Annotated in this window: 30 protein-coding genes; 25 read left to right on the top strand and 5 right to left on the bottom strand. The window is 57.9% G+C overall.

The window, feature by feature from the left end:
- Nucleotides 1–110 precede the first annotated feature (110 nt).
- Nucleotides 111–893 carry a hypothetical protein gene (locus ACRHIG_RS18060; protein ID WP_489627347.1) on the top strand — a complete coding sequence of 261 codons (783 nt, stop codon included), beginning with the start codon at nt 111–113 and terminating at the stop codon, nt 891–893.
- Nucleotides 894–967: 74 nt separating this feature from the next.
- Here the strand turns inward: ACRHIG_RS18060 and ACRHIG_RS18055 are convergent, their stop codons facing one another.
- Nucleotides 968–2,329 carry a chitinase gene (locus ACRHIG_RS18055; protein ID WP_489627346.1) on the bottom strand — a complete coding sequence of 454 codons (1,362 nt, stop codon included), beginning with the start codon at nt 2,327–2,329 and terminating at the stop codon, nt 968–970.
- A 545-nt stretch (nt 2,330–2,874) separates the two neighbouring features.
- Between ACRHIG_RS18055 and ACRHIG_RS18050 the strand changes: the two genes are divergently transcribed.
- The gene (locus tag ACRHIG_RS18050) at nt 2,875–3,531 is read left to right on the top strand and encodes an SDR family oxidoreductase (RefSeq protein WP_489627345.1); all 657 of its coding nucleotides are present in this window, start codon (nt 2,875–2,877) and stop codon (nt 3,529–3,531) included.
- A gap of 141 nt (nt 3,532–3,672) precedes the next feature.
- Here the strand turns inward: ACRHIG_RS18050 and ACRHIG_RS18045 are convergent, their stop codons facing one another.
- Nucleotides 3,673–4,002: a hypothetical protein gene (locus ACRHIG_RS18045; RefSeq protein WP_489627344.1), complete on the bottom strand. Its 330-nt coding sequence runs from the start codon at nt 4,000–4,002 to the stop codon at nt 3,673–3,675.
- A gap of 286 nt (nt 4,003–4,288) precedes the next feature.
- Between ACRHIG_RS18045 and ACRHIG_RS18040 the strand changes: the two genes are divergently transcribed.
- From ACRHIG_RS18040 to ACRHIG_RS17930, 23 genes are all read left to right on the top strand, one after another.
- Nucleotides 4,289–4,906, top strand: a complete 618-nt coding sequence (locus ACRHIG_RS18040) for a DNA cytosine methyltransferase (protein WP_489627343.1) — start codon at nt 4,289–4,291, stop codon at nt 4,904–4,906.
- Nucleotides 4,903–5,169 carry a hypothetical protein gene (locus ACRHIG_RS18035; protein WP_489627342.1) on the top strand — a complete coding sequence of 89 codons (267 nt, stop codon included), beginning with the start codon at nt 4,903–4,905 and terminating at the stop codon, nt 5,167–5,169. The genes ACRHIG_RS18040 and ACRHIG_RS18035 overlap by 4 nt, the downstream gene beginning before the upstream one ends.
- A complete protein-coding gene (locus ACRHIG_RS18030; protein WP_489627341.1) occupies nt 5,169–5,438 on the top strand; it encodes a hypothetical protein in 270 nt (89 codons plus the stop codon). The genes ACRHIG_RS18035 and ACRHIG_RS18030 overlap by 1 nt, the downstream gene beginning before the upstream one ends.
- A 112-nt stretch (nt 5,439–5,550) precedes the next feature.
- Complete coding sequence (locus tag ACRHIG_RS18025; RefSeq protein WP_489627340.1) at nt 5,551–7,290, top strand: replication endonuclease; 1,740 nt, start codon at nt 5,551–5,553, stop codon at nt 7,288–7,290.
- Nucleotides 7,287–7,439: a hypothetical protein gene (locus ACRHIG_RS18020; protein ID WP_489627339.1), complete on the top strand. Its 153-nt coding sequence runs from the start codon at nt 7,287–7,289 to the stop codon at nt 7,437–7,439. The genes ACRHIG_RS18025 and ACRHIG_RS18020 overlap by 4 nt, the downstream gene beginning before the upstream one ends.
- Complete coding sequence (locus tag ACRHIG_RS18015; protein ID WP_489627338.1) at nt 7,436–7,582, top strand: hypothetical protein; 147 nt, start codon at nt 7,436–7,438, stop codon at nt 7,580–7,582. The genes ACRHIG_RS18020 and ACRHIG_RS18015 overlap by 4 nt, the downstream gene beginning before the upstream one ends.
- Before the next feature lie 30 nt (nt 7,583–7,612).
- On the top strand, nt 7,613–7,939 hold the full coding sequence (locus tag ACRHIG_RS18010; protein WP_475417822.1) for a hypothetical protein: 327 nt from the start codon (nt 7,613–7,615) through the stop codon (nt 7,937–7,939).
- A gap of 3 nt (nt 7,940–7,942) precedes the next feature.
- A complete protein-coding gene (locus ACRHIG_RS18005; RefSeq protein WP_475417821.1) occupies nt 7,943–8,455 on the top strand; it encodes a hypothetical protein in 513 nt (170 codons plus the stop codon).
- On the top strand, nt 8,442–9,143 hold the full coding sequence (locus tag ACRHIG_RS18000; RefSeq protein WP_489627337.1) for a hypothetical protein: 702 nt from the start codon (nt 8,442–8,444) through the stop codon (nt 9,141–9,143). The genes ACRHIG_RS18005 and ACRHIG_RS18000 overlap by 14 nt, the downstream gene beginning before the upstream one ends.
- 104 nt (nt 9,144–9,247) lie before the next feature.
- Nucleotides 9,248–9,370 (top strand): hypothetical protein, encoded by a 123-nt coding sequence (locus ACRHIG_RS17995; protein ID WP_268766380.1) that lies wholly within the window; start codon nt 9,248–9,250, stop codon nt 9,368–9,370.
- A 55-nt stretch (nt 9,371–9,425) separates the two neighbouring features.
- Nucleotides 9,426–10,226 (top strand): major capsid protein P2, encoded by an 801-nt coding sequence (locus tag ACRHIG_RS17990; protein WP_489627336.1) that lies wholly within the window; start codon nt 9,426–9,428, stop codon nt 10,224–10,226.
- Between the two features lie 10 nt (nt 10,227–10,236).
- Entirely contained in the window at nt 10,237–10,605 is a 369-nt protein-coding gene (locus tag ACRHIG_RS17985) for a hypothetical protein (protein WP_489627335.1), read from the top strand.
- Nucleotides 10,602–10,823 carry a hypothetical protein gene (locus ACRHIG_RS17980; RefSeq protein ID WP_475417817.1) on the top strand — a complete coding sequence of 74 codons (222 nt, stop codon included), beginning with the start codon at nt 10,602–10,604 and terminating at the stop codon, nt 10,821–10,823. Before ACRHIG_RS17985 ends, ACRHIG_RS17980 begins: the two co-directional genes overlap by 4 nt.
- Complete coding sequence (locus tag ACRHIG_RS17975; RefSeq protein ID WP_489627334.1) at nt 10,796–11,215, top strand: hypothetical protein; 420 nt, start codon at nt 10,796–10,798, stop codon at nt 11,213–11,215. The genes ACRHIG_RS17980 and ACRHIG_RS17975 overlap by 28 nt, the downstream gene beginning before the upstream one ends.
- On the top strand, nt 11,212–11,811 hold the full coding sequence (locus ACRHIG_RS17970; RefSeq protein WP_489627333.1) for a hypothetical protein: 600 nt from the start codon (nt 11,212–11,214) through the stop codon (nt 11,809–11,811). Before ACRHIG_RS17975 ends, ACRHIG_RS17970 begins: the two co-directional genes overlap by 4 nt.
- Nucleotides 11,808–12,671: a hypothetical protein gene (locus tag ACRHIG_RS17965; RefSeq protein ID WP_489627332.1), complete on the top strand. Its 864-nt coding sequence runs from the start codon at nt 11,808–11,810 to the stop codon at nt 12,669–12,671. Before ACRHIG_RS17970 ends, ACRHIG_RS17965 begins: the two co-directional genes overlap by 4 nt.
- Entirely contained in the window at nt 12,668–14,695 is a 2,028-nt protein-coding gene (locus tag ACRHIG_RS17960; protein ID WP_489627331.1) for an SGNH/GDSL hydrolase family protein, read from the top strand. Before ACRHIG_RS17965 ends, ACRHIG_RS17960 begins: the two co-directional genes overlap by 4 nt.
- Before the next feature lie 17 nt (nt 14,696–14,712).
- Entirely contained in the window at nt 14,713–15,315 is a 603-nt protein-coding gene (locus ACRHIG_RS17955) for a glycoside hydrolase family 24 protein (RefSeq protein WP_489627330.1), read from the top strand.
- A 26-nt stretch (nt 15,316–15,341) separates the two neighbouring features.
- The gene (locus tag ACRHIG_RS17950) at nt 15,342–15,650 is read left to right on the top strand and encodes a hypothetical protein (protein ID WP_489627329.1); all 309 of its coding nucleotides are present in this window, start codon (nt 15,342–15,344) and stop codon (nt 15,648–15,650) included.
- 90 nt (nt 15,651–15,740) lie between these two features.
- Entirely contained in the window at nt 15,741–15,935 is a 195-nt protein-coding gene (locus tag ACRHIG_RS17945; protein ID WP_489627328.1) for a hypothetical protein, read from the top strand.
- Entirely contained in the window at nt 15,932–16,105 is a 174-nt protein-coding gene (locus tag ACRHIG_RS17940; protein ID WP_219137056.1) for a hypothetical protein, read from the top strand. The genes ACRHIG_RS17945 and ACRHIG_RS17940 overlap by 4 nt, the downstream gene beginning before the upstream one ends.
- 8 nt (nt 16,106–16,113) lie before the next feature.
- Nucleotides 16,114–16,284, top strand: a complete 171-nt coding sequence (locus ACRHIG_RS17935) for a hypothetical protein (protein ID WP_475417768.1) — start codon at nt 16,114–16,116, stop codon at nt 16,282–16,284.
- On the top strand, nt 16,281–16,406 hold the full coding sequence (locus tag ACRHIG_RS17930; RefSeq protein WP_285817012.1) for a hypothetical protein: 126 nt from the start codon (nt 16,281–16,283) through the stop codon (nt 16,404–16,406). Before ACRHIG_RS17935 ends, ACRHIG_RS17930 begins: the two co-directional genes overlap by 4 nt.
- Here ACRHIG_RS17930 and ACRHIG_RS17925 read toward each other — a convergent pair.
- The 3 genes from ACRHIG_RS17925 to ACRHIG_RS17915 form a co-directional block, all read right to left on the bottom strand.
- Nucleotides 16,403–16,747, bottom strand: a complete 345-nt coding sequence (locus tag ACRHIG_RS17925) for a hypothetical protein (protein WP_489627327.1) — start codon at nt 16,745–16,747, stop codon at nt 16,403–16,405. The genes ACRHIG_RS17930 and ACRHIG_RS17925 overlap by 4 nt on opposite strands.
- Before the next feature lie 212 nt (nt 16,748–16,959).
- Nucleotides 16,960–17,694: a hypothetical protein gene (locus ACRHIG_RS17920; protein WP_489627326.1), complete on the bottom strand. Its 735-nt coding sequence runs from the start codon at nt 17,692–17,694 to the stop codon at nt 16,960–16,962.
- Nucleotides 17,687–18,508: a hypothetical protein gene (locus ACRHIG_RS17915; RefSeq protein ID WP_489627325.1), complete on the bottom strand. Its 822-nt coding sequence runs from the start codon at nt 18,506–18,508 to the stop codon at nt 17,687–17,689. Before ACRHIG_RS17915 ends, ACRHIG_RS17920 begins: the two co-directional genes overlap by 8 nt.
- Nucleotides 18,509–18,657: the final 149 nt, after the last annotated feature.

The raw sequence follows: 18,657 nt of genomic DNA, 5'->3' as shown, positions 1-18,657 counted from the left end.
AAAATAGTAATATAATTGTATTTTATAAAATTGAGCATTTTAGCCGTCACACAGCGCCTGCGCTCCCTATACCAAGCAGGCCAGTATTTTCTGGTGCATGGGAGAAACAAATGACGACCCTTTTGGATGACATCCTGGCCACGTCGCAGCCGTGGTCGCAGCAACCGATTGCCGAATGGCGCGATATATTTCCTGCGCAACATGGTGCCAGCCTCGACGATTTCGTCGTGCGCGAATGCCGGCGGCGCGACGCGCACATGGACATGCGCAACGTGGTGGGCCAGACGGACCACTATGCGGGACAATCGTGGCGCGACGCGGTGCTGGAGCCGCAATACAGGCCGGGCAAGATGCGCGACGTCTTTGCCCAATTCGAGCGCAACCCCGACTATTATTTCAACGGTGAACTCGACAATGGCATCCAGCTCGGCTCCATCGATGGCGAGAATTGGTACACCGATGGCGGCGGCAATCACCGCACGGTGCTGGCCAAGTTTGCCTGCGACCGCATTGCGCGCCGGACGGGGCGGTATCCGCTGGTCAGCGGCGTGTCGACCAGCCACTATCAGCCGGACATGCAGGCCTGGTACCTGTTTTGCCAGCTCAGCCAGTTAAGCAAGCGCCATGCGGAGGTGATTTTTATACGCGTCACGCGGGAAGAACTGCCACCAACCGCTGTGCCTGGCGGGACGGACATCATGTGGCAGCTGCGCTTCTTTGTGGTGGACCGGCGTTTTCGCGGCGTTCCCCGCGCCGAACACATCGACGCGGCCCGGTTTTGCGCCTATGCGCGCCACGTGCTGGCCCATGACGGCAAGCCAAGCTGGCGCGACCGTGTGCTGGACTGGCGGATGAGCGACCTGGAGCGGCTGGTGTTCCAGCCTGGGGCGTGAACACGCCTGACTATATATGGTTTGAAGAAGCGGCAGGCCGGAGGAGGGCAGTCTCCTCCGGCCCGCCTGGCGCCTTACGGCAAGGTCTTCAGCACGTTCTTCGTCGGTACGGAGAAGTTATAGCCATCGTGGCGGTCCCAGTTGATCGACCACGTCATCACGCCGCGGAAGTCCGGATACGCCTGCAGCGGCTTGATGGTGCCGCAGTTGAGCAGGCGCGTCAGGCAATTCAGGGCGTTGCTGACGTCGGCATTCGTCGTGAAGCCGGAGCCGGCCGAACTGCGGCCCGACGGCACGCCGAAGCCCACCTGGTCCGGACGCAGGCCAGCGAAGGTATTGCCGCCATAGTTAAAGCCCTCGATCAGCATGCGCGCCGTGGCCACCAGCTGGTCGGCCGAACCGGCCTTGATGGCGCCCGTGGCGTACGGCGTGTAGATGTCGCCGTTGTTGTAATACTGCGGGTGCAGGACCGTCAGCTCGCTGCGCAAGGCGTTGATGATGGGAATGTAGGCGCCCCAGATGCTGCCATAGCTCGTGTAGCCCCCTTCCACGTACACCCATTCCGGCGCCATCGACAGGTAAAAGCTGCTGCCGACCTTGGCTTTCAGGTTTTTCACGGCGATCGGCAGATACGTCTGGATGGCCGCGCCCTGCGCCACGCCGTTTTCCAGGTCCAGATCGATGCCGTCGAAGCCGTATTTGGTGATGATGGCGTACAGGCTGTTGGTGAAATTCGTCGCTTCGGCCGTATTGCCGACGGAAACGGAACCGTTTTGCCCGCCCAGCGACAGGATGACTTTCTTGCCCTTGGCCCGCTTGGCGGCCACGTCGGCGATGAACTGCGCTTCCGTGCCCGCGCCCGGATCGATGGTCAGGCTGACATTGCCGCCACCCGCGTTGTCGCCGAACGAGACAACGATCACGTCCCACTCGTCGCTGACCTGGCTGATCGGATAGGTGGCCCCGCTGGGGTTGGTGAAGTTGTGCCAGTAGCCGATCAGCGCGTGCTTGGCCAGGCCGGTCGGCGTAGGCGTCGGGGTTGGTGTCGGGGTTGGTGTCGGGGTTGGCGTCGGCGTTGGGGTTGGCGTAGGAGTCGGTGTCGGGGTGGGCGTAGGCGTCGGGGTGGGCGTTGGGGTAGGAGTCGGCGTCGGCGTGCCGCAGTCTCCCACCACCGTCCAGGGCTGGCCGCTGCCGGCGCCGCCGCTGCTGGTCGACGGGTTATTGCCTTGCGTCCACCAGTTGGCCGTGTAATTGACGTTGTTGTAGCTGGCCTTGCCGCCGCCATTGTAGGCGGTGCCGCTGTTCCATGGAGTGTAGCAGGCGACCGCTTCGGTGGCGCCCGCCAGCAGCTGGCTCGCGCCTGCGCTGGAGCCGTCGCTGCCGCCGCCGCAAGCGGCCAACGTCCCGCCGAAGAGGGTAATGATGAGGGTATTCATGACTGTCCGGTTCATTGCATCTCCTTGTGTATTTTTTTCATGGCCGAGCCGGTTTATCACCGTCCGATTTTTCAGAGTGCAAGCATTGCAGGTGGTAGTCAACTGGTTTTATTCTTTTCGCAAGATCACAATACCAGTTGCGGACTTTCCCCTCGGGATGTGCGACGCGGGCCATACCAGTGCCTGTTTTCCGGTCCGCTGGTATGGTGTACGCAAGAGCGCCGGGAGCAGGGCGGGGAAGGGAGGAGGACGGCCGCGATGGCTAGGGTGCCAGCAAAGGACAGAAAACGTCGGCGATGCGCTAAAAGAAGCGCAGTGCGTGGATGCGAGTGGGTCATGCGGGTCTCCTGATTGCTCCTCCGATGTTGAGATTTCTCATTCAACATAGTTGGCAAGCACCTGATTTTATTGAAATTACATGGGCAGCAATCTACCAAGAGACAAGGCGATGGGCTGGCACTCATGGGGGCGTTTTTGTCTTTTTTCAAGCGCGCCGTGTTCCTTTAGTCAAAGAAAACCTGTAACTTCCTGCATGGCGGCGTGCCATGACGAAAGCGATAACGATGAAAAAGATATTGATACTGGGCGCAGGCGGACAGGTGGCGCAGTGGGTCATCCGCGCCTTCGCGGGCCGTGACAACATCGCCTTGACGCTGTTGCTGCGCAATCCCGGCAAGCTGCCAACGCCAGTCCCGGCCAACGGCAGCGTGCTGGCCGGTGACGTGCTGGACCAGGCCTTGCTGCGGCAAACGATGCCCGGTCACGATGTGGTCTACGCCAATCTGGTGGGCGACGACATGGAAGCCCAGGCCAACAGCATCATCGCCGCCATGCGGGCCTCGGCCGTCGAACGCCTGATTTTCGTCCTGTCGATGGGCATCTACGATGAAGTTCCCGGCAAATTCGGCGAGTGGAACAACGCCATGCTGGCCGAAGACCTGAAACCATTCCGCCGCGCCGCCGACGCCATCGAAGCATCGGGCCTGGCATACACCATCGTGCGCCCAGCCTGGATGACGAACGAAGACGAAGTCGACTACGAACTGACCACGCGCCATGCGCCATTCAAAGGCACCGTGGTGTCGCGCAGGAGCGTAGCGGACCTGATCGCCAGCATCATCGAAACGCCAGACCTGCACATGCACGCCAACCTGGGCGTGAACAAACCGAACACGGGCGGGGACAAGCCGTATTTCATGTAGCTTGTGCGCCACCAGCGAAAGCGGCGCGCAAAGGGCCAAAATCGCATTTGCGATTGTATAAGTTCCAAAACGAGGGATTTGACAAACCCACCCATAACTTCGCATAATTTATAGAGTGTAGTGCCAGCACAAAAACTGTTATCAGCGCGTCAAGAACGAGGCTTGGCGCGGGCTGGCGCCCAATAACAGTAAATTAAAAGACAGTGAGAATTTTTCCACGACGCCCGACCAGCGCGCACGCTGCTCGGGCGTTTTTGCGCGCTCAATGTTTGCGGCGGCGATGACTTGTAGCGGATTAACCTCAAGGGCGATAGCAACTTCAAGCGCCGCGTCGTCATCGATTATCCGCCTGCCGGTGCGGTAGTTACTCATCGTAGACAGTGGGAAGCCAAGCTGTTTCGCGAGGGCGTAATCGGACGTAATGCCGAGCTTTTCCTTGACGGCATCAAGGAATTCGATAGTGGTTTTCATAGCTCTCCTCAGGGCTGGGCCGCAGATATGTGCAGCATTTCCCGAACCTTACACCGTTGTTCCGCACACGACAAGCTACCCGAATGACACGCTTGCCGATTGACACATGTGTCATTCGGGTAGTAGTCTTCGTGCTGTCGGGCGGATTCTTCCGTCCCTCCTCAGGCAACTAGCGGCCCTGCCGCCCGCCCGGCACTTTCGCCCGAGGAGAAAAATCAGCCTGAGGAGGCAACATGTCAGTTACACAAAATTACAAAACAATCACGCTTTCCTTGGTAGAGCAGAAATGAAAGTGCTCATTGCCTGCGAATACAGCGGAGCCGTGCGCGACGCCTTCCAAGCTGCCGGCCATGAGGCCACAAGCTGTGATTTCCTGCCCAGCGAGACCATCGGCGCCCACTATCAGGGCGACGTGTTCGACATCATTGGCGAGGGCTGGGATTTGATGATCGCGCACCCGCCATGCACATATCTGTCGTCCAGTGGTCTGCACTGGAACAGCAACCCGAAAAGCGAACGCTTCGGCGGCATGCAGACGGAAGAGTCGCTGCAGTTCGTGCAGCGCCTGCTCGATGCCGACATTCCGCGCATCGTGGTGGAAAACCCGGTTGGCTGCATCGGCACGCGCATCAGGAAGGCTAGTCAGGCCATCCAGCCATACAATTTTGGCGACGACGCCAGCAAAAACACCTGTCTGTGGATCAAGGGCCTGCCATTGCTGCGCAACACACAGCGCGTGCAGGGCCGCATGGTTGAGTGGAAGGGAAAGATGGTCGAGCGCTGGGCAAACCAGACCGACAGCGGCCAGAACAAGCTGGCGCCATCTGCTGACCGCTGGAAAGACCGTTCGCGCACCTATCCCGGTATAGCGGCTGCAATGGCCGACCAGTGGGGAAGGGTATGAGAAACGCCGACGACACTAAAACGCTGGAACTGCCTGGCATCAAGCCGCCACCGGTGACGAAAAGGCGGGGGCGTCCGGCCCTCCATGCCGACCCTGCCGCCCGCCAGCGCGCCTACATGGCGCGTAATGGCATTGTGCCCATGACTGTCCAGTTACCGGAAGCGCTTCACGCTGAGTTCATGACCTGGCTCACATCGAAGGGCAAAAAACAAAGCGCCGTCATCGCGCACCTGATCCGCACTCAATTGCTGAGGAAACGATAATGCCAGTCGCCGCCGCGTCGTCAAAAAACAGCCGGAAAGAGGCCCGCATCACCATATGGATGCTGCTGCCGCATCCGGTGCGACGCCTCGTGCTGGCCTTTGCTGATATGCCGGATGCCCGCGCCAATGACGAATTGACGGCCTTCAACCGTATCGAGCGCGCCCGCATCACGGCGGCCTTGCGCTCGATGATGACGCACCTGTCCGTGGCTGAGTCGTGCATGAACGACAGCGATGTGACGACGACCACCACGACGGTATTGCACTGATGCCGACCATCCAGCAAGAAAACGGTATCCGGAGCGTCAAGGGCTTGCCCTGCGCTGGGGTATCCCTGCCTACCGCGAGTTGCATGCGGCGCAGGCGGGAACGATTGGCGCCATGCCTGATGGCTACAAGCGCCTGTCGGCCATGCTGGATGAGGTGACGGCCTGCCCGCTACCGCTGGATAGTACAGAGGCCCAGCTAACGATGCTGGCTGAGCGGTGCGCGAACGAGTGCATGAATGTCGCGCTGGATGCTCATGACGCGGCGGCCCTGCGCGTCTGCGTCGAACTGATCGTGCGTATGTACGATATGGATGTGTCCACCATCAAGGACGACCGGCAGGCAGTCAAGCGCTACACAGACCCGGCATGGTGGCGCCGCAACCTGCGAACCGTCCATGGGCGCGCACGTGAGCATGCCGCGATGCGCCTGGGCTTCGTGTCAAGCCGCAAGGGCAAGTATTGCAGCGACGAGGCAGCGAAAAGCCGCGTCGGCCAGCGCCGCCGCAACAAGAAAGTGCTGCAAAACACAGTGCTGCGCAACATGGAAACGGGGCAAGAGTTCGCGCTCGATGAACTGGCCGACAAGAGCACGGCAAACCCGAAAATACGTCACGACGAACTGATGATGCGCATGGACGGCGTGGACGAGATAGCCATTGAAAACGGTCATGTAGGCCTGTTCGTCACGCTGACGGCGCCCGCCGCCTACCATGCCGTGCTGGAATCGAGCAGCATGCCGAACCCGAAATACAACGGCGCCACGCCACGCGAAACGCAGTTGCACCTGCGCGACCTGTGGGGCCGCACCCGCGCACAGAACGACCGCGACGGCATCGCGCCGTATGGGTTCCGCGTCGCTGAGCCGCACCACGACGGCTGCACGCATTGGCACATGATGGTTTTCATGCCTGATGACGATATAGAGATATTCAAGCGCAACCTGCGCAAGTTCGCCCTGCAAGAGGGCGCGAACGACCCCGGCGCGGACAAGCACCGTGTGAAATTTGAAGCGCTCGACCCAGCGAAGGGCAGCGCCGCCGCCTACATGATGAAGTACACGGCAAAGAACATTGACGCCGAAGACATCAAGGAAGACGCGAACGGGCGCGACATTATCACCAAGGAAATGCGCGTCAATGCATGGGCGGGCGTGTGGGGCATCCGGCAGTTTCAGGCGTTCGGCCAGCCCCCCGTGACGCCGTACCGCGAGGGCCGCCGCGTCGCTGAGGCCGTCGTGGAGCAGGCGCCGGAATGCGTAAAGGAAATCTGGCTTGCTGGAAACCGCCTTGACTTGGTGGACGAGGAAACCGGCGAGATAGCAGGGCAGAAGAAATGCTCCTGGGCGGCCTACATACGGGCGCAGGGCGGCATCAACATGGGCAGGGGCTACAAGGTTCGCGTGGCGCAGGCGGCGCGCACAGAGGCAGGGCGATATGGCCTGTTCGGGCGCGGCCCTGTGGGCCTGTTCGTCAAGCCTGATCCTGCATTCATCGGCCCGCCACAGATGTACGCCTCTACCCGCTTCACGTGGCGCCGCGTCGGGGTTGCTGTTGACGTGCGGGTTTGCCGTCCTTGGAGTCCTGTCAATAACTGTACGCCCGCCAGGAACGTGAAGTGGGAGAAGGACGCACCGATGCCTGACCCGGTAGAGCCGCCAGATGATTCCGCATGGTGGGGTAATGCAGATTTTGACGTATTTGACCACCCGGATTATCAGGAATTCATGACCAGCACGGAGGGGAGGGCAGCAGGCATTGAGTCTCAGGCGCGGGCGCTGAGCGCTTGCGACCGGCATGAGGTCGCATATCCACGCTTTTACATCAAAAAACCGAAGAAAAAGGATCACCAGTGACGAATATCGAACAGGGCCTGGCGCTTGAGCGCGAGGCCGTCGCGCTGTACCGGCAGTACGGGTTTTTCTTGCCAGGCCCGGCGAAAGTGTTTTTTCGCAAACTGGCAATTTACCTGCAATGGCAAGACCTGATGAAAGTGACGCAATGAACCGCAATCCATACGTGCCGCCCGAACAGCAGGCGGACTACCTGAAAAGTTCCGTCGTGAACGAGGAAAAAGCCCCGGCGTCCGCGCCGGCCACCAGCAAGCCCCAGGCGAAGAAGCCAGCGGAGAAGCCCAAGCGCAAATAACCGGGCGCGGCCTAGCGGGCCGCGTACATCATGGCAAAAAAACCAACAATCGGGCATGTGGAATGCCCCGTGTGCGGATTTCATGACGCGCACGTCAAGGAAGACAAGAACGGCCACGCGTATATCCATTGTGCCGACAACTGCCAGGCGCAGACATTTACCCGGAACGATTTCCGCGACGGCAAATTGCGGGAGCGCATGCGGGCTGTAACGGTAACGGTAACGGACGATACCGTTACCGTTACAGCGCCTGCGCCTGCGACAGCGCCGAAGGCGCCGGAACAGCCGCCCGCCGACAAGGTGCCGCCCGTCAAAAAGCCGGGCGGCTGGTTTCAACCACTTTTAGCACAAGGATAGGCCATGGCCGACTTGAACGAGAGCCAGGCAGAACCGCCCAAGCTCGATCCGAACGACCCGCTAGACCGCATCGCCATGGAAGCCATGGGCGAGGAGCGGGCACAGGCCCAGGCTGACGCCGACTTTATCGACCCGCCGCAACCGCCAGGCATCGACCCGGCGCAGACCTGGGGGCAAATTCCCTTCATGTTCGGCAAGGTGCTGAGCATGGCCATGCCGGAACTGGCGGGCGTCTACACGGAAGAGAAATGCTACCAGTGGGGCGTGGGCATGGCTGCGGTGTCCGATAAGTACGGATGGAATGCCGGTGAGGTAATCGGGCGCTTCGGCCCTGAAATCGCATTGGCGGTGGCATCCGTGCCGCTGGTGGTGCCGACTTTTCAGGCGATCAAGGCGCGCCGCGAGGAAAAGGAGCGCAAGGAAAAGGCGCGGCCACGCGAAGAAAAGGACATTACGCCAGGGGCGGAAGTGCCACCGATGGGCCAGGCGCCGGGAGGCTTCGTTGAGCCATCCTAAGCAGGGCCGCGCCAGTGCGGGCACGAGAAACAAGGCCGACATAATCGCCGTCATCGGCGCCAGCGGAACGGGCAAGTCCTCGTACATCAAGGGCGAGTTGCTGCGCAAGTATCAGCGCCTGCTGGTCTGGTCGCCGCTGGAAAAGACGGACGATTACGCCAGTTTCTGCAAGGGCGTCGTGGTCACGGGCAAGATTTCGGAACTGGTCGCCCAGGTCAAGAGCGGGGCAAAGGCAATCGTCTACGTGCCTACCGGCAGCGATGCGGAAGTCAAGACGCAGTTTGACCGCTTCTGCCGCATCGTGTGGGAACTGAACGGCGCCACGGTGCTGGTGGAAGAGTTGAGCCGCGTCACCATGGCCAGCTGGTCGCCGCCCGCCTGGAAAAACCTGTCTACGGCGGGCCGCCATCAGGGCTTGACGATCATCGGCACGAGCCAGCGCCCGGCCACCATCGACAAGGATTTTTTGGGCAACTGCACGGAAATCCGTTGCTACCGCGTCAATTACGACAATGACGCCAAGGTGATGGCTGACTCGCTGGGCCTGCAAACGGAGTATGAGCCAGGCGCGGGCGGTAAATCTGTGGCGGTAAAACCACTTCAACAGATCCGTACGCTGCCGAATTTCCACTTTATTCACAAAAATCCCGACCTTTCGACACGGCGCGGGATGAATAAATCGCTGTAACGGTAACGGATACCGTAACGGTTACAGCTTATTGCCGGTTTCCCGTGGGGCGGGCAGCATCGGGGCTTGTTAATACCGAACAAATAACCCCATAGGAACCGAATATGAACAAGGCCACCATCCATACCGCGCTGATTGCCCTGGCTGCTTTCGCCGGTGTGTACTTCATTCAAAAATCGTTCGTGAAAATCCCCGTCGTCGGCGTCTACCTGCCGGGCGGCCAGTAACCCGGCCCAGCGGCAAGCGGTCACTTTCACCAACACACCATCAGGACAAGAAACTATGAGTTCCAATTTCGATCGCTCGATTGATCTGCAAAACGTCAAACCGGGCGCCGTTGCGGTGCTGAAACTGTCGTATAACGCCACTTACGACCGCATCCATCTGACCTTGTCGGGCGGTCTGACGAAGGCCAACGTGGGTCGCATCGAAGGCAAAGCCAACGGTGTGACGTTCTTTGTCGATGACGGCGCCTTGATTGGCGTGCGCGATGGCTATCAAGGCGTGTACGTTGATCCGAACATTATCACCATCGACTTCACGGAGCCAAACACCCGTGGCGGTGCTGCTGCGCAGTACCTGGCCGCGCTGCCGCGCAATATGCTGGCGTCCCTGACATTCGAATTTGAAATCAAGGTCACGGCCGCCGCTGGCAGCGACATGAAGGCCATGACGGAGCATCGCGATAAAACGCAAAACCCGTTCGTCCTGCAACGCAAGGACTTCAATGTCCCGCTGACACTGGTGGGCGAAAACGATGTGATGCTGCCGGTGATGGCAAACGGCGGCTTGATCAAGCGCATTTGGCTGCACAGTACCGGCCATATCACGGCCGCCGAACTGCGCACCGATGGCACGCCACGCATCCGCGCCACGGTGGGCGAATTGACTTACCAGCAAAAGCGTAACCGCCTGGTGCCGCAAAATAACCTGCTGGTGCTTGACTTCATCGGCGACGGCAACTTGATGAACATGCTGGACACGTCGCAGATCACCGAAGCGCTGTTGCGCATCACGACCGACGCGCCGGACAGCCTGAAAGCGTATATCGATTACGTTTCCGACATCAAGCTCCTGAAATAAGGCGGGCGTCATGGGCCAATTTGATAACTTCCTGGGCTTCGGATCGAGTGACTACGATTCCGACCCCTATAACGTGCTGGGCACGGGTGCGGCAGTCGTGCCGGACGTGTCATACGGCGCGCCACCGATGGAAACGAGTACGTCCACGGGAAACGGCTTTGGCGACTTCTTCGATTCCAAGGCGGGCGGCGCGCTGCTCGGCGGCCTGACAACGGCGCTCAATTACGCCATGTTCCGTGACCAGCAGAAATACACGGCAGTGGCAAACGCCCCGCAACAGGCGGTACAGCAGCAAGTCGCGGTGCAGCAGGTGCGCAACAACAACCTGCTGCTGTGGGCGGCCATCGCTGCCGGCCTGATCTTCCTGGTGAAGAAATGACGCCAGGCATGCCATCCCTGCCGCCGCTGCAAATGGCGTCGACTGCAACGTCCGGCGCCAAAGGCGGGGAGCAGGGCGGCGCATCGGGCGGCGTCAGTAGCGGCGACTGGATTATCAACAGCGGCGCGGGCGCAAGCAGTGGCATGACGTCGAAAACCTGGCTGATGCTGGCCATTGCGGGAGCGGTGGCATGGGCGCTGTTCAAGAAGAAGGCGTAATCCGCGAAGGCGTGCTCGATGACGCGGCGCGGGCGGCCTATGCCGCCGCCTACCGGCCAGACCGGCAGACGGGCGGCGGGCTGGGTTCGATGGAAGCGGGCATGCGCGGCGCTCAGTTGTTCGAAGTGGTGTGCTGCGGGGCCGTGGTGGCGCGTTACGCACTGCGGACGGTAGAACATGCCAACGGGCGCGAAATCGTCGTCGTGGCGGCCGCTGGCGGCCTTCCAGGCGTCGATCTGGTCGCCTCAGTGCTGCCAAACATTGAACAACAGGGGGCAGGCGCGGGGGCGGATCGGCTGACGATGCGCACGCGGCGCCCTGGTCTGGTCAGAAAATTAAAAAAACAAGGCTGGGTGCTTGACGCCTACTGCATGGGAAAAAACATCAAATGAGTTCAAGCGATAGCAAGAGCGATTCCAGTCAAACACAGACCCAGGAATCGCAGGATAACCGGATTTCAGGTGATGGCGAGTCCGTTAATCTGGTCGCCAGCCGTTCCAGCATCGGCAATGTGTCGATTGCCCAAACCGACCACGGGGCGGTGGACGGTGCCTTCAAGTTCGGCAACGCCCTGACGGATGGCGCGCTGAAATTTGCCGATTCCACCGTCACAGGCGCGCTCAAGACCATCAATTCCAGCGTGAAAGACAGCCTGGACACGGCGCGCGCCGCGCAGGACAGTTCCTTCAAATTCGCTAATGCCGTATCCGACAGCGCATTCAAGTCGAACGATGCCGCCATGGGCGCGTCCTTCAAATTCGCCGCGGATATTACGGCGGGTGCTGCAAACGAGTTGGCCGCCGCCGGCGCCCGCTCGGACGCGGTGTTTAAAAGTTCGCTGCAATCGGTAAAAGATGCCTACGGCGACGTAAGCGGCAAAATTGAAACGGCCTACACCAACAGCAAGGCCGGTGAACAAAAAGTACTCGTCGGCGTGGGCCTGGCCCTGGTCGCAGTGGTGGCCTTCAAAGCAATGGGAAAAGCATGAGTTACCAGTTAATCCGCCTGTCGGCGGGCATTGAAATGCGCGTCGACATTCCGGGGCGCCTGATCCTCGTCGATTCCGTATCGACAGGGCAGGGCGTCGATATTGCCCTGCTGCGCTCGGGCACGCCATCGCCATACATTCCAGGCCGCCAGGCGGGTTTCCGCCTGGCGGAAGACTTCGGCGGCGTGCTGCTGCGCTCGGCGCTCGATTGCGAGGTGGGTATCTTCCTGGCTACCAACGATGTGCAGCTCGGCGGCACGGCTGGCGGCGCGGTGGTCATCCCGTCCGGCGTCAACGTGACAAATGACCTGGCGCACTCGGTCCCGGTCACGCTCACATCCAGCAGCAACACCACGCCGATTCCCGTATCCCTGGCCAGCATCCGCGTGAACAACACGGTAGCGCAGGCGATACCGGTCAGTTTCACCGGGACGGTATCGCCCGTGCTGGGCGTCGTGACCATCGACAACACCAACGAGGAGGCCATCCCCGTGCTGCAAAAGCCGGGCGAGGTATTCGAGGTGCATGTCAATAACGCCGTGCCGATGGCCGTATCGCTGCCGGCCGGCGCGCAGTCGGTCGAAGAAAAGAAACTGTCGACCATCGTCAATATCGCACCAGTAAGCGCCGGGATTGCTGCTGCTCCGCTGGTATCCGATCCAACGCTCAAGCGCCTGAGGGTGCGCAACGGTCATGCAACGGCCATCATCGCTATCGGTGCGGTTGGCGTGACGCTGGCAAATGCGGCGATACAGTTGCTGCCTGGCGATGTTTGGTTCGAAGAAGACGCGGCGGGCGCGGCCTGGTATGTCGTCAGTGATACGGCTGCAACGAACGTTCAAATGATGGGATTGAAATGAGTAGCGGTATTTTGCAGCGTGGCGCCATAGCGCGGGCAATCGCGGACATGCTGGCGCGGCTGGCGTCGAGTGCCGTGGGGGTGGGGGCCGCCTTGATCGGCTACAAATACGGTACGGTGGCAGGCAAATTCGGAGAAATGGTGAGCGTCACCGACTTTGGCGCCAAGGGCGATGGAAATGACGATATCGCTGCCGTATTGCGCGCCAGGGCGGCATCGAATTTTCTCCACTTCCCACGCATCGGCGGCGCCGCAACGACATATGTGATGGGCTGGTTTCAGCCTGGTGATTTATCGGGCACGACCATTTCGACCGACGAGGGCGTAACGCTGTCCTTCGCATCGAATGCCTACAGCCTGTACAAAAACATTGTGATGGAAAACGATGTACGCGTATTTTTCCGCGACATCGGAAGCAAATACGTATTCCCGAAGACGCCAAGCTCGTTCAAAAAAGATGCGCTGCCGATGTTGATGCCGGCGCAGGCAAGCGTGCGCACGGCGCTAGATTGCACGAATGACAGCCTGGTAGCGGCCCGCGTGCTGCTGTGGAATACATATGACGACTTCAACGATTCGGCCGTAACGCGCACGGCTGATGCGCTGGCGTTTCCGGATCGTGGAAACGAGGCGTTTCGCGGTGCGTTTGTCGATGTGGGGCCGTATGAAACCGTATCGGCCTATTTTGACAGCGGCGTGACGAAAGGGCCGATTGGCATCATCCTGCGCGGAACTGGTGGTTTCACGGTCCTGTATAGCAGTGGTGGCGACGGGAACTACACTACCGCATCCAAGGTCATCGGACAGCCATTGACGGGCAACATCGCAAATATGGTATGGCCGGTGCTGGGCCAGGGCGTCTACCAGTCGTATCGTGCTGAGAACTCCGTGTGGAGTGTCACGCGCCTGAATCATGAGCGCGTGATTATCAAGTTGAACGGCAAAGCGCTGACGACCCCAGACATGGCCGCCATCGGCGGCCTGGTGGAAGTGGGATTCGTGACGTATGGAATGCAGGCGTTCTCCGTGTCAGGACTGACGCTGGAACGGCGCACAGATGCGGTTATTGGCGCGCAACTGCTGCAAGAGGTGCGCATCTTTGGTGACTCCATGGCAGAGCGATACCCTGGCTCGTGGGATCAGTACCTGATTCCAATGATTGATGGGGTGGCGGGGCTGCGCCTGCGCAGTGTGACAAATTTTGCAGTTGCAGGCACTACGCTGGATCAGGCCTATGCCGCTATGCAGGCAAACGGGTTGGGTAATGCACTGCACGTTGTCGTATGCGCCGGCACAAATAATATCCAGGGGCAGTTGGGCGTAGCGGCATTTAAGACCGTGGTGGCGAACGTCATCGACTACATTCAAGGCCAGGGCCGCCGCCCGGTGATCGTTATTCCGGGTATGTGGTACACGAAGGCGCAGTCTGGCGGAACTGGCCAGGATTCCGCAAACTATGAGCGAGGGGCGCCCTATCGCATGGCAATGGAGCGCATCGCCGTCGACAAAAAATGCATAGTTGTCAAGCTGACGGACGAGTTACCAAACCCGGACCCGGCCTACCTGACGAATAGCCCTGATAGCGTGCTGGTGCGCGACAACATCCACCATGATGTGGTGGGAAGCCAGATGGATGCCCGTGCAATCGCACAAGCAATTGTGAATGAGTATTTGAGTGTGCCGGGTTGCGTTGCATCGCTGGCTGGGCCTGGCTCATTCCTGAACGGTGTGACGGGCTCTACGGATTTCCGTTTCAACGTGGACAAGGGCGGGGAGGCCGGGATAGGCGGGACAATCCGCCTTGCGGCGCCGGGCAATAACATCGAAGTGATGCAGTTGCCGCGCTGGTGCAGTCCGCAGCACGATATGCCGTTTATGGCGCTGGCCTATTCTGCGGACGGAAACACGAATCTTGGCGCCTGTTACCTGGCCTACAGCTCAGGGACACGCCGGTTGACACTGCGCGGCGCACCAGCTGGAACGGTGGTGCTGGTCATTCAAACAGCAAGGTACAAAGCCGCGTGAACGTAAAAATAGTCATCGTGGCCGCCGCCGCAAGTGCCGCCCTGTTGATCCTGTACAAGTCAGGGCAGGGCGGGGCGGATGACGGCGACACGGCATACGAGGCGCCTGATCTGCTTGACCAGGCCGATGCACTTTTTCAGGAATTTACCGATATGAATTCAAGCGTTTCACCAGAACAGCAGGGCCGCAACCTGGCCGCGTTCATGCAAATGATTCGCGTCAGCGAGGGCACGGCAGGGCCAGACGGATACCGCACCATCGTGGGCGGTTCGCTGTTTGACGACTATTCCGACCATCCGCGACAGAAAATCTGGATCCCAAGCATCAATGACTATTCCAGCGCGGCGGGCGCCTTCCAGATCATCCGCCGCACGTGGGACGGCGTGCAGGGCAAGCTGGGCCTGCCAGATTTCAGACCGGCCAGTCAAGACCTGGCCTGCATCGAACTGATGCGCCAGCGCGGCGGCCTGCGCTTGGCCATGAACGGCCAGTTTGCCGCCGCCGTCGAAAAGTGCAAGAAAGAATGGGCCAGTCTGCCAGGCGCAGGCTACGGGCAGCGCGAGAACAGCCTGGCCAAGCTGCAAACCGCATACACCAACGCAGGGGGCCAATTGGCATGAACAAGAGCGACATTCAAGATTTGGTCATGGGCGTGGCGCTCGTCGGCCTGGGCTACGTGCTGTACACGCAATTCAAGCCGGGCAAGAGCGTCGGCGGCGCCGCTGGCGCGCTGTCGCCCATCCTCAACGGCCAGATCGGCACAAGCTATAACCCGATGCAAGGCGCGCCGTATGACCAGAATACGGCCTTGGGATCGTTCGGCCTGGCCGGGTTGCTGAGCGGCACAACGAACGACTGGACGTATGGCGGCAAGGACTACTTGTCTACGATCACCAGCCCACGCCTGGGCGGCACGCAGCCGGACAGCATCGTGGTGAAAGGCTGGTGGAACTGATGTTGGGAGAAAGCAAATTCATGCTGATCGGCGTGGCAGTGGCGGCCCTGGCGCTTCTGGTGCTGGTAAAAAAAGGGTGCGGCTGCGGATGTGGGAATCGCTGTCGGTGAGGCGGCTGCTAATCTGGCTGGCGGTGTTGTCGGTGGTGTTGCACTCGGCATTGGCGATCAAATTGGCATCCCGCGCACCGATATGACGGAATGCGAGAAGGCGCTGGCCGAGGGCCGCACCTGGGACGCCAGCTTCGCATGCCCGGCCAGCAAATTTATCGGGAGTTTCTTTTGAACCTGAAAAGCATTATCCCTACGGGGCCGCAAGTGGCGCGTGAGGCGCTGATCGTCCTGGGCGGGCTGCTGGTGGCGGCCTTCATCCTGTCCCGGTTTCCAAAGCTGCAAAAGTTCGTCACACAAAATAGCCTGACCATCAAGGATGACAAGGGCAACACCATTTACTAAGGGATGAAATGAAACGATTTTTCGATAGTTTTAAAGAGGCGTCCACCTGGGCGGGCGTGGCGGCCGTGGCGCTGTCCGTGTCGCCGTTCCTGCCGCCGCCGTTCCATATCTGCGCGCAAGGCTTGGCGGGCGTGGCCGGTGCGCTGGCCGGCGCCATCCGTGAAGGAACCAAGGCATGAGCGGCTTGAGCCAGAAACACATGCTGATCCTGGCCGCCGCCGTGGCCGCGTACTTCATGTACAAGCAGCACAAGGCGGCCAACGTGCTGAACGATCGTTACCCGATGGCGTACAGGAGCTAGTTTGCCAGCTGGATCGGGTCGAAATCATCAAGCCGCAAGTCTGTGACCTGCGGCTTTTTCTTTGGGCGGCGCACGGCCAGTTCGATGACGTTATCGCGGACAATGCCCAGGCGTGGGCCAAGGGCCGTCATGTTCATCTGGCGCCGAATGTCGGCTTGCTCCAACTGGCGCAGGCGCATGTACTCGGGAACCCACCAGGGCACGCGCTGTTTCGCGCTGAGCCAGTCGCGCACGGTGCGCTCGTCGCGGCGCAGGGTGCGCGCCAGGTCGGCCAGGGGCATGCCCATGGCGTAGTGGGCAAACTCGGCAGGGTTGCCGTATCGCAGGTTTGGGAATCTCATTTGTTATTTTTGATTATGGAAGATCGCATACCATAAATCGGTATTGCGATTTCCATATCGAGGAGAACGGGGGTTTTTCCGGCCCGGTGAACACTTCGCATAATTTATATTATGTCAAATTATGGATCGGGGAGATTAGTACTATTAGTACTAATTCCCATTCAAAAACATAAAGGTAGCAGCCACACTCTCCTACAGCTCTCTGTCCATTTTTAGTAAGGATCTAACTCCAAACCTCGTTCGCTGATGACCTTCATAAATTCTGCATGATCACGTAGAGAAAGCGCTGGAGGATAACTCATAAACTGAATCATCATCATGATCAACCTAATTTGAGAGAAATTTGTAAAACTAATTAAAGTTTCAAAATATTCCCTCCGCTCAGAGAGGCTGAATCCATTCGAATCACTCAACTTGTCTGAGACGATTTTCACTATCACATAAAAAGCTCGCACGAGATCATAAATTCTCTCGTTGGAATCGATCTCCAATAGAAATTCCTTAATCGTAGCATTGCTCTTCTCAAGGTCTCTAAGTAATTCAACTTCATCCTCGATAAGTCTAATCGCACCAACACCCTTTTCGGTAAGGATAGGTGTTATTCTAGTTGTATAGGATAAGTCATTTAATAACGATTTTTGCTCATCAATCATATTGAAAAATAAAATCCCGAAAGATCTTAGCTTTTCAACTCTTTTGTTTTCTTTTAGCTCTTCCCTTAAATCAATATTTGCTTGATTTTGCAAAGTCACAGACCTTATCAATAGCGTTATTGATACAAAACTCAAAACTGGGTTAAGTATCCCGCCCATATAATCACCGAGCTGCCCCCAGATAGCAAAATCCTCGGCAGTGTGATCAAAAAGCGGGCTGCAAAATCTAATAATGTAAATCAGAGCCACAGTAACCATTGCGGTTACTGCCCCGAATTTATACCAGTTAATCACCGTACCCCTCAACAAGATATTTAATTATCTTCCCGCTCGCAAGATGCATCGGCGATGCGGATATATTCAAATACTCTCTCTTTTCGGATGGCACTCCGTTGTTTTTATCCAAATTTTCAGAGAATTTCTTTTTCCCAATTAAAGGGATGGCTTGATACTCAGTGCTAAATCCAAAAGCAACGGTCTCATTTTCTCCTTTTATTTGTAACCTACCATTCCCCGTATTAATATTTAATCGAGTTATGCAGGCAACTATATCTACCACCTCATTGGATTTAATAACATCAAGGACACTTCCGGTGTCGGTATCAAATTTTGCTAATACAATTTGCTCATCCCTACTTTTTCGATAGCGCACCTTAATATCATGATTAAATTTATTTGAAACATCATGAATATGCTCTATTGCAGAAGTACGAAGTTGCTCCGACAAAATCTCTGCCGTATCTCCTAATTCCTTTAAGATATTTTGAGCTTTTTCCGATAAATGATCAAACTCCAAATAGACAGCATCATTAAGAAAATAACCAATTAATTCGGCAAATGCCATTTTTCCTATTTTTCTGAATTTTTTCTCATACTGCTCATCATAGATATCAATGCTAAATTTTTGGCCATACGATCCAATAAAACTCTGTCTCATTGTAGTGCGGACTTTTGCCTTTGGCGTATTTCTCTCAGGGACCACGCCTGAAAGAATTGTAGTAGCGATTGTTCGTGATGCATCGGAAACACCTTGCAAGGTGTCAAGTCCGGATTTCATATCTACCGATCCATCTGGCGTATCCATTACCACATCTAAATTAATTGACATTTTTTAAGCCTATTTATTTTTCAAATTTCATAATATTTCAACCTTACATTAAATTTCTCATAAAGAAATTTTAATTCAAGATTACCCAAAGCATTACTCGACAAACTAACATTGCCGATAGAAAACGCCATTTGTTATTTTAACCCTAA

The organism is Janthinobacterium sp. C22, from assembly GCF_057919405.1.
The sequence above is the reverse complement of the archived record's forward strand: the minus strand, read 5'-3'. Positions and strand labels throughout refer to the sequence as shown.